Here is a 14,110-nt window from a genome sequence, read left to right on the forward strand (position 1 = left end):
AAACTGAGGAAAAATCAATAGATCGAAGTTAATGGAATGAATCGGGTCTATAATAGTAACATCTACTCACCAACCAACCAGAGCAAAACTCCCATCAACAGAGAGGCATGGTTTATGCAAGCCACCAGATCTATAAGCACCGATCCAGCCCATGACGTTTTACGCTACGACCACCAACCCCTCAATGCCATATTTGCACCCAAAACAGTAGCCGTCATAGGTGCCACCGAAAAACCCAACAGTGTAGGGCGAACCCTCCTGTGGAACCTAATTCGTAACCCCTTCGGTGGTACAGTATTTCCCATAAACCCCAAACGTAGCAATGTTTTAGGAATCAAAGCCTATCCCAGTATAGGGGAAGTCCCAGAGACAGTAGATTTAGCAATTATTATCACCCCTGCGCCCACAGTCCCGGATATAGTGCGGCAATGCGTGGAAGCCGGAGTCAAAGGGGCAATTATTCTCTCGGCTGGGTTCAAAGAAATCGGACCCAAGGGAGTCGAATTAGAACAGCAAATCCTGGAATATGCCCGCCAAAGCCGGATGCGGATTATTGGTCCTAACTGTTTGGGACTAATGAACCCCCTAACCGGACTCAATGCCACTTTTGCGAGTGCCATGGCAATTCCCGGTAGTGTAGGCTTTATTAGTCAAAGTGGGGCTTTGTGTACCTCCATTTTAGACTGGAGTTTTCAGGAAAATGTGGGCTTTAGTGCCTTCGTCTCCGTAGGATCAATGTTAGATGTGGGCTGGGGAGATCTAATTTATCACCTCGGTAATGACCCCAACACCAAAAGCATTGTCATCTATATGGAATCTATAGGAGATGCGCGGTCATTCCTATCAGCAGCGCGGGAAGTAGCCCTCACTAAACCGATTATTGTCATCAAAGCCGGACGCACAGAAGCCGCAGCGAAAGCCGCAGCCTCCCATACGGGGGCTTTAGCGGGGAGTGATGATGTCCTTGATGCCGCTTTTCGGCGCTGTGGAGTTTTGCGGGTGTATCATATCGCCCATTTATTCTCTCTGTCGGAATTGCTGGGAAAACAACCGCGCCCGAAAGGTCCTCGCCTAACTATTTTAACTAATGCAGGGGGACCGGGAGTGCTAACTACGGATACTTTACTGATTGAAGGGGGAACCCTAGCACAACTATCCTCTGAAACTACTAACGCCCTTAACCAGGTTTTACCGCCCCAATGGAGTCACAGCAACCCGATTGATATTTTAGGGGATGCAGACCCGGAACGTTACGCGAAAGCCTTTGAAATAGCAGTTAAAGACCCTAATGGGGATGGGTTGTTAGTGATTTTGACTCCCCAAGCTATGACCGACCCGACTCAAACGGCGGAACAGTTGAAGTTTTTGGCAATGCAGGATCACAAAAAACCGATTTTGGCTAGTTGGATGGGTGGCGCAGAGGTGGCAGCAGGGGCTAAGATTCTTAATCAAGCCAATATCGCCACTTTCTCTTATCCTGATACGGCGGTGCGGATGTTTAACTATATGTGGCGCTATACCTACAATTTGCGTGGCTTGTATGAAACACCGACTTTCGCAGCTTCTGAGGATAATTTATCGACGCTGGAAACGGCTAAACATCTGATTGAGAAGGTTCGCCACCAAGGACGAAGTTTGCTAACTGAGTTTGAGTCTAAGGAACTTCTCGCACTTTATGGCATCCCTGTGGTTGATACTCGCATGGCTTCTACGGTTGATGCGGCTTTGGCGGCGGCGGAAGCTATTGGCTATCCGGTAGCGCTGAAATTGTTGTCGGAAACTATTACCCACAAAACTGATGTGGGTGGGGTTAAACTGAATTTAACTAGCGCTGAAGAAGTCCAGGCGGCTTATGAGGCGATCGCTTCTTCGGTTGCGGAAAAGGTCGGACCTGAACATTTCCAAGGTGTCACGGTTCAGGAAATGCTTAAATTAGATGGCTATGAATTAATTATTGGCAGTAGCCTTGACCCTCAATTCGGACCAGTGTTGCTATTTGGTACGGGTGGGCAACTGGTGGAAGTATTTAAAGACCGTACCCTGGCTCTACCGCCCCTTAACACCACTTTAGCGCGGCGGATGATGGAACAGACCAAAATCTATAAAGCCCTGTTAGGAGTGCGGGGACGGCCTCCTGTGGATATGGATGCCTTGGAACAGCTTATGGTCAGGTTTTCCCATATCGTGGTCGAACAACCCTGGATTAAGGAAATTGATATTAACCCTCTGGTGGCTTCGGAAGACCGACTGGTGGCCCTCGATGCGCGGGTGGTACTCCATGACCCAGACACGCCGGAAGACCAATTATCTAAGCCAGCTATCCGACCCTATCCTCAGCAATATGTCAGCCATTGGGTTTCTCAGCAGGGAATGCCTATTACTATCCGTCCTATCCGTCCTGAAGATGAACCTATGGCGGTTAAATTCCATGAAAGTCTTTCGGAGGAAAGCGTTTATTTGCGCTATGCTCATCTGATGAAACTTAGTTCCCGGACAGGTCATGAACCTATGTCCCGACTCTGTTTTATCGATTACGATCGCGAAATGGCTCTAGTGGCAGAATACACCAATCCAGAAAGCCTAGAACGACAAATCATCGGCTTAGGACGACTCAGCAAGGTCTATGGTAGCAATGAAGCGGAATTTTCCCTATTGGTGGCTGATGCTTTCCAACGTCAAGGGGTAGGGACGCAGTTGCTTAAACAACTTCTGCATATTAGTCGCCAGGAAAAACTCACTTGTATTATGGCGGAAATCCTCACTGATAACCGGGTGATGCAGCATATCTGCGAAAAAATCGGATTTACCCTTAACCGGGTAATTGGGGAACCCATGGTCAGGGCGGAAATCCAACTTTCTGATTAGGAGTATTGTTTCCTGTGTGGTGGGGTAGCGATCGCGATCGCCTATCCCCGCCATTTTACAGGGGGGATAATTGGAGAACCCGCCCCTAGGTTTTAGTGGTGGTGATGATCATGATCATGGCTATGGCTATGGCTATGATGATGATGGCTATGGCTATGATGACCTGGATCTGATTGTACTGCCAGGCTAGGATTAATAGATAATGCTGTTTGGCTTAATAATGCCTCAATCTGAGGATTAGCCCAATTAGCAGCCATCTCCAGGAATTGGGGATGGTCATTGACACAAGCCATTTTAATATACCTTACCTGGGGATGTCGCCGCCGCAATGCCTCGATAATGTGTTCTACATCTAATAAGGTTTCGTGGTTTTCGGTAGCAAACCCTATAGGCATGAAGACAATAGCCGTCGCTCCCAATTCTATCAGATTATGGGCGGCTAGTTGCGCGTTGGGTTGAGTCCAGTCGATCAGGGGGGTATCATGGTTTAACCAGCCTACGGAAATTAAGGGATAACGGTTGATGAGTTGTTCCCGGACTTTTTCATATAAGGCTTGACTTTCATCAATTCCTGATGTAAAACCCTTGGCTTTATGGGGGCATCCATGATTCATTAATACGATGCCTATTTGGGATGGCAAATGTGCGATCGCCAATTCTTCGTCAATTTTTGCCTGCACTAATTCCGCCATTAAATTAATGTATTCAGGCTCATTATAAAAAGATGGGATATAACGCTGACCTGTAACCCAATGGCTGCTAGTATCGGCTAATTGTGCCAGAGCATTATTAACCTGTTCTACAGCGATACCACTGGTAAAAATTGAATCAACTACCAACAGTGGATAAATCAGGATTTTGTCAAATCCTTCGGTTTTAATTTGGCTTAAAACTGTTTCTGGTAGGAAGGGGGCACAGAAATTAAAGGCTTTAAATACTTGAACGCGATCGCCCCATTTTTGTTGTAAATGTGCTTCAATTCCGGCTCGTTGTTTCTCAAAAATTGCATTGTGGGGGGAAATAAAATTGCCGTGCTGATGACTCCATTCATGGAGGTCAAATATTGCCAAAAGTTTAGCTAGAGGCGGATAAATCCAAGTAGGAACTGGGGCGAATTTGGCGGTTAACAGATTTAAAGCCTGTTCATTATAATTGGCAAAGTCTTCATAGCTTTCTACTTCTCCATAACCCATCAATAAAACGGCTACCCGATCTGATTTAGGGCGATCGCTTAATTGGGTGCTAGGACTTGTAATTTTCTCAGGAGTTGTTACCACGTCTTAATCCTCTGATCTAACCAATGAGCTATTTCCCTATAGTTTAACATCCCCTATGGGGGGAGGGGGATAATATGTTGATAACTATGTCTTAGGGGGGGTTAGGGGGGCGATCGCCGCCATAGCTAAAGCTACCCCATGAAATATCGCAGGAGTAGAAAGCCTATAGCGGCCAAAAATGCAGCGGTGGGGACTGTAATTAACCAAGCCAAGGCGATCTTACCTACAGTCCCAAATTTAATAGACTTCCAGCCTTGAACAAGTCCCACGCCGACAACACCACCAACTAGCGCATGGGAGGTAGAAACAGGTATCCCTAAGTTAGAAGCAATTAGTACAGTGGTGGCGGTGGCGAGTTCAGCCGAAAATCCGGCACTAGGGGCTAAAGTGATAATATTTTCGCCGACAGTGGAGATGACTTTTTGACCCCAAACCGCCAAACCTGTAGCAATACCAGCGCCGCCAATAACTAATACCCATAGGGGGATATGAAACTCTCCGAGGGGGACAGAAGCGGTTTGTCGGATATAGACAATAATGGCAAGGGGTGCGACAGTGTTACCAACATCATTAGACCCATGAGCAAAAGCCACAAAGCAAGCACTGAAAACCTGAAACTGAGCGAGTTGTCTTTCAATGGAGGACTTGCTATCACCGGATCTAAAAGTAGGTTGCCAACTAAACCAGGTAAGGCCAACGACAGTTAGACCAGCGATCGCAATAGTCAAATCATGGGTAGGAAAATTAACACCCCATTGACTTTTAATCAAATGGGCGAGGGGTTGACTAATTTCTGGGACTACTAACGTGCCAAATACTGCAATCATGGCACAACTGAGCCAGGGGGTCCATTCGAGAATTTGTTGTTGTGGGTGTGGATGTTCCAGAATCCAATATTTAATTAGACTGTAGAGTGAGGCGGCGATCGCCGCACTAATGAGGGGGGTAATTAACCAAGCCAGAGAAATCAAACCCACAGTTTTCCAGGCTACAGCAGTCCACCCTACAGCCACAGCACTAAATCCCGAAATAGCACCGACCACAGCATGGGAAGAGGCGACGGGTAAACCCTTACGGGTGGCAATCTGTAACCATAACCCGGTCGAGACTAATACCGCTATCATACCCAATTGGAACAATTGAGGCGATCGGATAAATTCTTCCGGCTTGACTACCCCAGTGGCTAAGGTTTCCGAAACCCTACCCCCGAATAATACCGCCCCTAGAAATTCCAAAACCCCAGCGATGATAATAGCTTGTCGGAGAGTAATCGCCTTTGACCCTACAGAAGTCCCCATAGAGTTAGCCACATCATTGGCTCCGAGGGTGCAAGCCACATAAAAAGCTAACAGACAGACGAACCACAGCGGAATTAAGTTGATGGGGGAAATTTCCATTATCAAAGATGAAATTCAGATGAAATTAACCGGATAACTAGGGAGAGTCTTTGTTATATTAATGATGTCGGTGCGCGATGGTTTCCCGATTGTGGGTCAGACAGAACCCCCACTACCGCTAAATCCGCCACGTTACTGGTGGCAAGTGCCATCAACTAGGCGGTTTAACAGCTACCGAAAATATTGCAGGAATTGGCAACAGCAACAACAATAGAATTATGGCAACAGTTTACGTTAATCCATCTACTGGCAACGATCAGGGTGACGGGACCCAATCATCTCCCTACAAAACTCTGACGGCAGCCTGCGCTAAAGTTGAATCAGGAACTTTCATTCAATTAGAAACTGGAACCTATAATAGCGCTACTGGGGAACAGTTCCCAATTATGATTCCTAGCGGGGTCACTGTGGTGGGAAATGAATCAGGAACCGGAAGCGGCATTTTGATTGAAGGTAGTGGTCGCCATAGTAGCCCTAGTACAGGCGGCCAAGAAGTTACTATCGTGATGGCTACCAACGCTGAACTGCGGGGGGTGACAGTAACTAATAACCAAGTGAGGGGTACGGGAGTTTGGGTCGAGTCTACCTCGCCTAATATTGTACACTGCACATTTACCCGCTGTCGCCGCGAGGGAATTTACGCTACAGGCTCAGGGGCTCCTAATATCCTCAGTAATGCCTTTGTGGAAAATGAAGGCTATGGCCTCTCGCTGGAGGGTAATGTTAAGGGGGAAGTACGCAACAGTTCCTTCCAAAATACGGGCTATGGTATCTCGGTTAAGGGTGAAGTTCAGACGCGCATTAGTGATAACACGCTTTTTGAAAATCGCTCTGGTCTCCTAATTGCTGGCAACTCTCGCCCTATTTTGCGACGTAATTTGATTGAGCGCAACACTGGCGATGGTATTGTAATTACTAATGATGCGGCTCCAGATTTGGGTAGCGCCAGCGAATCGGGTGGTAATATGATTCGCAATAATGGCGGGTTTGATATTAATCATGCTGGCTCTGTGGCGATCGCCTCTTTTGGTAATTTGCTCAATGCTGGCAGAGTTCAGGGTAATATCAATGTGGTAGCGACTAGCGCTCCGACTTCCTCACCCACTACTATCCATGTTAATGGCTCGACAGGTAATGATTCGGCGGCGGGTACGGCTTCTGCTCCGTTCAAAACTATCACCCGTGGCTTACAACAGGCGACGGCGGGGACTGTGGTACAAGTGGCTCCAGGAAATTATACGGCGGCTACAGGGGAAACTTTCCCGTTGTATGTGATCTCTGGTGTGACGTTGATCGGTAATGAGTCTAGCCAAGGTAATGGCACTCAAATTACTGGAAGCGGTCGATTTGCTAGTCCTAGTGCGGCGGGACAAAATGTAACTATTGTGATGGAAAATAACTCGACCCTGCGCGGTGTGAGTGTGACTAATGAGGAAATTCGCGGCACTGCTGTTTGGATTGAGTCGGTTTATTGTGTGGTGGCTAATTGCCGGTTTTTTAACTCTAAACGGGAAGGGGTTTTTGTCACGGGAACTGCTATCCCTGAGATTTTGACTAGCCACTTTGAAAAAAATGCTGGTAATGGTATCGCTTTGGCGGGGAATGCTAAGGGAGAAATTCGCGGCAACAAGCTACAAGATACTGGATTTGCGATCGCTGTTCAAGCCTCTGCGGCTCCGCTGATTAGCGACAACCATATTTCTAACAACCGCACTGGTCTTGTACTTTCGGGTAGTTCTAAGCCTGTGTTGCGGAAAAATCTGATTGAGAACAATCTTCAGGATGGTTTGACTGTCATTGCAGATGCTTTTCCAGATTTGGGTAGCCCTCAAGATGCAGGGGGTAATATTTTCCGCAATAATGGTAAGTATGATGTCCAGAATGCTGGGAAGTTTACTTTGGTGTCTGTGGGAAATCAGATTAACCCCACTAACACGAAGGGAAATATTGATTTTAGTGCTAATGTGACTCCTACCCCGACTCCCACGCCGACTCCGACTCCGACTCCGACTCCCACGCCGACTCCGACTCCGACTCCGACTCCACCTCCGGGAAGCGATCGCTTTAGTGATATTACCGGACATTGGGCGCGAGAATTTATTGTGCGCTTGACTGATATGAATATTATCAGTGGGTTTCCTGATGGTACTTTCCGACCCAATGAGAATTTAACTCGCGCCCAACACGCGGCTTTGCTGGCTAAGGCGTTTAATATGGCTCCTATTCAGCAGGCGACTGCATTTAGGGATGTGGCTATTGATTTCTGGGGGAAAGTGGCTATTGAACAAGCGAACCGGGCCGGATTTTTGGCGGGTTTCCCCGATCGCACTTTCCGACCTAATGAGAATTTGAACCGGGCTCAGGCGGTGGTATCATTGATTAATGGTCTCAAGTTGACTGGTGGTAATCCTAATTCTTTGAATGGTTACACCGATCGCGCTCAGATTCCTAGTTATGCTACAGATGCGATCGCTACTGCTACAGAGCGAAGGATTATTGTCAACTATCCAACTCGGACTACCCTGGCTCCTCAGCGGGATATTACCCGTGCGGAAATTTCGGCAATTCTCTATCAAACTCTGGTAGCCACTGGGCGCGCTGAGGCGATCAACTCTCCTTACATTGTCTAGTCAAGGCTAGATTATTTGGTCCCCCGCAGTAGTCCAAACCGAATTAAACCCTGTTCATATCCTTGACTCATTAATCCTAGGGATAATGCGGCTCTGATGGTTGAAGGTCCGCTGATGAGTAAACCGAAAATGGCGGCGGGGTCAAAGGCGGAATCAATGACTATATCCCAGAAGGGGGCGACTGCTTTTGACCAGTCGGCGGTGTCAATGTTATTAAACCCTACCCGAGTGGCGATCGCTTGATATTCTGGCAATGAGATCACATAGGGTAGGGCATAAACTTGGTAAATTTGGGCGAGGTGGTGACGTTCTGCGTCTGTGAGTTGTCCTGGGTCTCCCCCTAGGGGACGATGACACCAAGTAGCCATTAAAAACGTGCCACCGGGTTTGAGGACTCGGTGGCATTCTTGCAAAAATTGGATTTTGTTGGGCATATGTTCGCCACTTTCCAGAGACCACACCAGGTCAAAGGATTCGTCCTCAAAGGGCATTGCTAGGGCGTTGGCAACCTGGAAATTCACATTTTGACTTAATCTAGCTTCGGCGGCGCGATCGCCTGCTCTTTGGGCTTGTACCGGGCTGAGAGTGATGCCTGTAACTCTGGCGTTAAACTTTTCGGCTAAATAAAGACTACTCCCCCCAATGCCACAACCTACGTCTAAAATCTTAGGGGTTGGGGTTGTCTGATCAAGTCCCCACTTTAGTAATTCTTCGATTAGGTCAATTTGCGCCTGTCGTCTTTCGGTTTTCAGATTCCCTTCGGGTCCATAATAGCCATGGTGCATATGTTCCCCCCAAATTTGTTCCCACAGGGCGGAGGAAGCATCATAAAACTGTTGAATCTGTTGATTGAGAGTTGATTTCATGGCTACTTTGTCTAATGGACAATCAATCATGGTAAATGGTAGGACTACGGACTTGTTATGCCATATGTCTCAGTCCCCAGTCTGGTCTGGGGGTTGCGATCGCATGATTGTAGTGCTATGATAGCGTAAATTGGAATGATACAATAAGCCATTGTTTTAGCCCAATCAAACATTAATTAAGAAGTCGCTTTTTGGTAGTTTCCTAAAATGTAAGGTTATGAGATAATAACATCAGGGCGAGAAGGGTAAAGCGACTATGACCGAGTTAATTAAAGCCATCAAAACAGGCAATCTTGAGGAATTATCAGCTTTAATAGCAGCGGAAAAAGATATCAATGCTGTGGGTGATGATGGCACAACCGCCATGGTGACAGCAGTGGGACAGGGACTAGAGGCGATCGCCCAAAACCTGATAGAGGCCGGGGCTGATGTTAACCTCGGAGATAATGATGGTTGGACTCCGCTGATGGAGGCGGCGGCACAGGGCCATTTAACTATAGCTGAAAGTTTACTACAAGCTGGGGCTGAAATTGATGCTCAGACCGATTTTGGCTTAACAGCATTGATGGCCGCCTCTGGTAGGGGTCATGTACAGATGGTTGAGATGTTACTGAATAAGGGTGCCAATTTTCGGGCTAAGGATAACAACAATTGGACGGCTTTAATTTGGGCATCTTCTGAGAATCATCCCGAAGTTGTAGCAGCAATTAAAAAATGGCGAGACGCTCATAATTAGCTGATAATTGCCTGTTGAAAAAGCCCGGATTGAATCAGGATTCATCTAATCAGAACCAGGATAAAATCCCCAATTTGACAATTGGCAAATTGGGCAGCATTTAAGACTCAGAATATCCTGGATATAACCACTTACTTTAATGGGTGAAAAGCCATGACAGAAACCTCATCAGAAAACCTCAATGATTCACAGGTGACAGGGGAAGACGATCGCACCGGATTAAGTATTGAAACCCTGCGGCGTGCCTTAGCAGATAACCTGTTTTATATCCAAGGAAAATACCCAGAAATTGCCACCTTAAATGACTTATATTTAGCCCTGGCTTATACAGTGCGCGATCGCCTTTTAACCAAATGGTTAAATACAGTTCGCACCTTCACTCAGCCATCAGATAACACCAGAGTAGTCTGTTACCTATCGGGAGAATTTCTAGTAAGTCCCCACTTAGTGAATCATCTAATTAATCTGGGAATTTATGACCAAGTGCGACAAGCCGTAGAAGAGTCGGGTTTAGACTTTTCCCAACTGGTGGCACAAGAATCAGAACCCGGACTAGGAAATGGGAGTAATGGTGGTGTTTCCGCCTGCTATATGGACTCCCTATCTACCCTGGAAATTCCAGCTATAGGTTATGGTATCCGCTATGAATTTGGGGTGTTTAAACAGGAAATACAGGATGGTTGGCAGGTAGAAATTACTGATAAATGGCTACAAAAAGGCAACCCCTGGGAAATAGTCCGCCCAGAGGCGGCAGTGGAGGTCAAATTTGGTGGCTATACGGAAGGCTACACGGACGAAGAAGGCAACTATCACGCCACTTGGGTTCCTCACCAAGTAGTTAAAGGTATCCCCTACGACACTCCTATTAGTGGCTACAAAGTCAATACTGTAAATACCTTGCGCCTGTGGAAAGCCGAAGCGCCAGAGTCTTTCAATTTCCAAGCATTTAATCTCGGAGACTATTACGGCGCAGTTGACCAAAAAGTATTATCTGAAAATATCACCAAAGTTCTCTATCCTAATGATGAACCCATACCGGGTAAACAACTGCGTTTAGAACAGCAATTTTTCTTGGTGTCCTGTGCTTTACAAGATATGATCCGCTGGCATCTAAAATCCGGTGGAAACCTGGAAAACTTCCCGGAAAAATTTGCCATTCAACTCAATGATACTTACCCGGCTATTGCTATAGTAGAATTGATGCGGTTGTTAATGGATGAACATGATATCGAGTGGCATGATGCTTGGGAAATTACTCAAAAAACTTTCTCTTACACCAACCATACTTTACTACCAGAGACTTTAGAAAAGTGGCCGGTAAGTTGGTGGGGTCGTCTGCTTCCTCGCCACCTAGAAATTATCTATGAAATTAACCGCCGCTTTTTAGAAGAAGTCCGTAATAGTAATGGTCGTGATGGTCATAAAATTGCCAGACTTTCATTAATTGATGAAACGGGAGAACGTTATGTAAGAATGGCTAACCTGGCTTGTTTGGGGAGTCATTCGATTAATGGTGTCACCGAATTACATACGGAATTGTTGACTAAAGATATTCTGGGAGATTTTTATGAATTGTTCCCCCACAAGTTCAGCAATAAAACTAATGGGGTAACGCCACGACGTTGGTTGGTGCAAAATAACCCGGGTCTGACTAAGTTGATTTCTGAAAAAATTGGGGAACATTGGATTACCCATTTAGATGATTTGCGCCAGTTAGAAGGCTTCGCACATGACGGGGATTTTCGCTATCGTTGGGGACAGGTTAAACTAGATCTAAAACGTTCCCTGGCTGGTCATATTCAACAGCGTTTGGGGGTGACGGTTAACCCAGAGTCTCTGTTTGATGTTCAGGTGAAACCTATTCATGAATACAAACGCCAGCATTTGAATATCCTGCACATTGTTACTCTTTATCATCGGATTAAGCAAGACCCGACTGTAAATATTGCCCCTCGCACGTTTATTTTCGCCGGGAAGGCTGCTCCGGGGTATTTTATGGCAAAATTAATGATTAAGTTGATTCACTCGGTGGCTGAGGTGATTAACCATGATCCAGATGTGGGCGATCGCCTGAAAGTTGTGTTTCTTCCAGACTATAATATTGCTAATAGCCAAATGCTCTATCCGGCGGCTGATGTGTCTGAACAGATTTCTACTGCTGGCAAGGAAGTCTCTGGTACTGGTAACATGAAGTTCTCCCTTAATGGCGCTTTGACCATAGGGACTTGGGATGGTGCTAATATTGAGATCTGCCAAGAGGTTGGTGAAGAGAATTTCTTTCGGTTTGGCTTGAGTGCTGATGAGGTTTACCAGCGCAAGGCTGAGGGTTATAATCCCTGGGATTATTACTATGGTAATTCTCAACTCAAGGAGATTATCGATCTAATCGGGTCGGGTCATTTTGCTGATGAAGACAGCACCCTATTTCAGCCTCTGATTGATTCCCTGCTACACCAAGACCAGTATATGCTATTTGCTGACTACCAGTCCTATATTGACTGTCAGGATACCATTTCTCAGGCTTGGTGCGATCGCGATCGTTGGTTGAAAATGTCCATTGTCAATACGGCGCGTTGTGGTAAATTCTCTTCTGACCGCGCTATCCGAGAATACTGCGATCAGATCTGGCATTCTTCGCCAGTTTCTATTCAACTCGCTGATTATGTCCAACCACAGACGGCGTTAAGAGTTGACAGTTGAGGGTTAATCATGATACAATGGGGGTGGGTTGGAAGGGAAGTTTTGATTAACCTTCCGCTCTCCTGATTGCTTCGATATGTAGGCGGTTTTTGGCGGGTAGACTTAACTTCCCTTTTGGGACTTGGTTTAATCGACCCGCCGCCCCTGTTAGGACTTCGCAGGTAAAGGGGGAGTTGGGGAAACTTCCCTGGCTGGGAGAATATGGCTAGTAGCCTGTCGGACAAAACTCTGTAATGTTGACAACTGCTGGTTATTTTGGAATACGGACTTGAGGGTATTTGAGAAGGACTCGATATTTAAGGAAAAGTTGTTTCCGGTTTCGCAGGTTTGGAAATACTCAATTAAACTCAAGCCAGCAATGCGAGTTAGATAAGCCGCCGTGACACCTTGAATAACTCCCCCAGCCACATAGGTGACGGTGTTAGTTTTGAGGAGGGTTGTTAAGGTTTTGGTGGATAACTCGACCAAGCCTAATTTTACCATTTGGGAACCGAGAGTTTTAGCGAGTTGCTGTGCTTGTTCGAGGGAAAATTGGCAATCATAGACTTTCCCTAAGTCTAGCACTAACTGAGAGGTAATGGCAGCGGTGGCGAGAAGGTCTAAGGCGGGGACTGGGTTAGCAAAAGCGGCAGCCGCAGCGATCCACTGATATTGTTCTATGGTGGGGAGGGCTTGCTGGCGGCGAATTGTGTTTAAATGGGTTTTGACGGTTTGCTGAAGTGCGATCGCTTGTCGGTAAGTGGTGGCGAAAACCAAAGCCTCGCCTTGATGGATAAAAAGGCGATCGAGATTTTCGGTAAGTATTTCGATTTGGGGTAATGGTGTTTCCATCCTTTCTTGGACGGAATTTTCATCCTGATATTGGCGGACTTTAATGGCACTAGGAGAAGCGGAAATACCAATGACATCACTCGCCGCCAATTGATTAGCCATAGTTTGGCGCAGTTTTTCTAAAACGACTACCTGATGCTCTAAAGGACATTGATCTTGTTTATTCCAGACCAAGAGGGTGGGTTGGCGATCGCACAAATCACTAAGGGTTTTATATTCAGGTTCAGTCAAATCACCATCTACTAAAAACATGACTAAATCAGAAGTTCCCAAATTGTCTGAGGAGTCGGGGTCAACTTCGGTAATAGTTAACTGTTTCTGAGTCCAGGTAGTAGTTTCTAAAACGGTTTTTAAGGAAGTTTTCCCAACCTGTGGTTTTCCGGTAATAGCCAGGTATAAATCTTGTCTATCAATAGCTGTGTGTAAGTCAGCAACCTGCGATCGCCAATCAGCGATAGTCGGTGAGAGGTCATTTCCCGAAAGGATAGTTTCCGCCTTGGTAGCTAAGTTATCAATTAAGGTTTCGGTTTCCTGAATAGCAGCTTCGGTAATTTCCCGATTAATAGGGGGGGAATTTTTGCTGCTCTGGTCAGACTGAGGAAATTTTCGCTGTAGCCACCAGAGACCACCGCCTAAAGCGATCGCCCCAAAAACTGCTGTTTCTCCGAATTCCACTGCCGAGTCGCCGACTGTATCCCACAGCCAGAGAACTACAGATAACCCAATGCCACCAACTAAGATGGGACGACGCAAGTTTACAACCATATCCGTTCATTTGCCATAACCCTGCTTCTAGTTTAGATCAAAA

General features: G+C 46.4%; 9 protein-coding genes. 5 read left to right on the plus strand and 4 right to left on the minus strand.

Annotation, left to right across the window (positions count from 1 at the left end; all coding sequences use genetic code 11):
* Positions 1-114: 114 nt before the first annotated feature.
* Positions 115-2,865, plus strand: coding sequence for a bifunctional acetate--CoA ligase family protein/GNAT family N-acetyltransferase (locus N39L_RS25850; protein ID WP_014276788.1), 2,751 nt, complete (start codon positions 115-117; stop codon positions 2,863-2,865).
* Between the two features lie 92 nt (positions 2,866-2,957).
* On the opposite strand, the gene N39L_RS25855 is transcribed toward N39L_RS25850, so the two are convergent.
* A complete protein-coding gene (locus N39L_RS25855) occupies positions 2,958-4,142 on the minus strand; it encodes a ferrochelatase (RefSeq protein WP_006619907.1) in 1,185 nt (394 codons plus the stop codon).
* Between the two features lie 131 nt (positions 4,143-4,273).
* Positions 4,274-5,539, minus strand: a complete 1,266-nt coding sequence (locus N39L_RS25860) for an inorganic phosphate transporter (RefSeq protein WP_014276789.1) — start codon at positions 5,537-5,539, stop codon at positions 4,274-4,276.
* Between the two features lie 218 nt (positions 5,540-5,757).
* Here N39L_RS25860 and N39L_RS25865 point away from each other — a divergent pair, with 218 nt between their 5' ends.
* The gene (locus tag N39L_RS25865) at positions 5,758-8,169 is read left to right on the plus strand and encodes a DUF1565 domain-containing protein (protein ID WP_014276791.1); all 2,412 of its coding nucleotides are present in this window, start codon (positions 5,758-5,760) and stop codon (positions 8,167-8,169) included.
* A gap of 11 nt (positions 8,170-8,180) precedes the next feature.
* On the opposite strand, the gene N39L_RS25870 is transcribed toward N39L_RS25865, so the two are convergent.
* The gene (locus tag N39L_RS25870) at positions 8,181-9,035 is read right to left on the minus strand and encodes a methyltransferase domain-containing protein (protein ID WP_006619910.1); all 855 of its coding nucleotides are present in this window, start codon (positions 9,033-9,035) and stop codon (positions 8,181-8,183) included.
* Here N39L_RS25870 and N39L_RS25875 point away from each other — a divergent pair.
* The 3 genes from N39L_RS25875 to N39L_RS25885 all read left to right on the plus strand — a co-directional run bounded on the left by N39L_RS25875 (position 9,034) and on the right by N39L_RS25885 (position 12,471).
* A complete protein-coding gene (locus N39L_RS25875; protein WP_286131296.1) occupies positions 9,034-9,156 on the plus strand; it encodes a hypothetical protein in 123 nt (40 codons plus the stop codon). The two genes, N39L_RS25870 and N39L_RS25875, sit on opposite strands and share 2 nt — an antisense overlap.
* A 135-nt stretch (positions 9,157-9,291) precedes the next feature.
* Positions 9,292-9,771 carry an ankyrin repeat domain-containing protein gene (locus tag N39L_RS25880; RefSeq protein ID WP_006619911.1) on the plus strand — a complete coding sequence of 160 codons (480 nt, stop codon included), beginning with the start codon at positions 9,292-9,294 and terminating at the stop codon, positions 9,769-9,771.
* A 153-nt stretch (positions 9,772-9,924) separates the two neighbouring features.
* Positions 9,925-12,471 carry a glycogen/starch/alpha-glucan phosphorylase gene (locus tag N39L_RS25885; protein WP_014276792.1) on the plus strand — a complete coding sequence of 849 codons (2,547 nt, stop codon included), beginning with the start codon at positions 9,925-9,927 and terminating at the stop codon, positions 12,469-12,471.
* A gap of 147 nt (positions 12,472-12,618) precedes the next feature.
* On the opposite strand, the gene N39L_RS25890 is transcribed toward N39L_RS25885, so the two are convergent.
* Complete coding sequence (locus N39L_RS25890; protein WP_006619913.1) at positions 12,619-14,067, minus strand: slr1306 family protein; 1,449 nt, start codon at positions 14,065-14,067, stop codon at positions 12,619-12,621.
* Between the last annotated feature and the right edge of the window lie 43 nt (positions 14,068-14,110).

The organism is Limnospira platensis NIES-39 (assembly GCF_026000695.1).
Classification (GTDB): Bacteria; Cyanobacteriota; Cyanobacteriia; order Cyanobacteriales; family Microcoleaceae; genus Limnospira; species Limnospira platensis.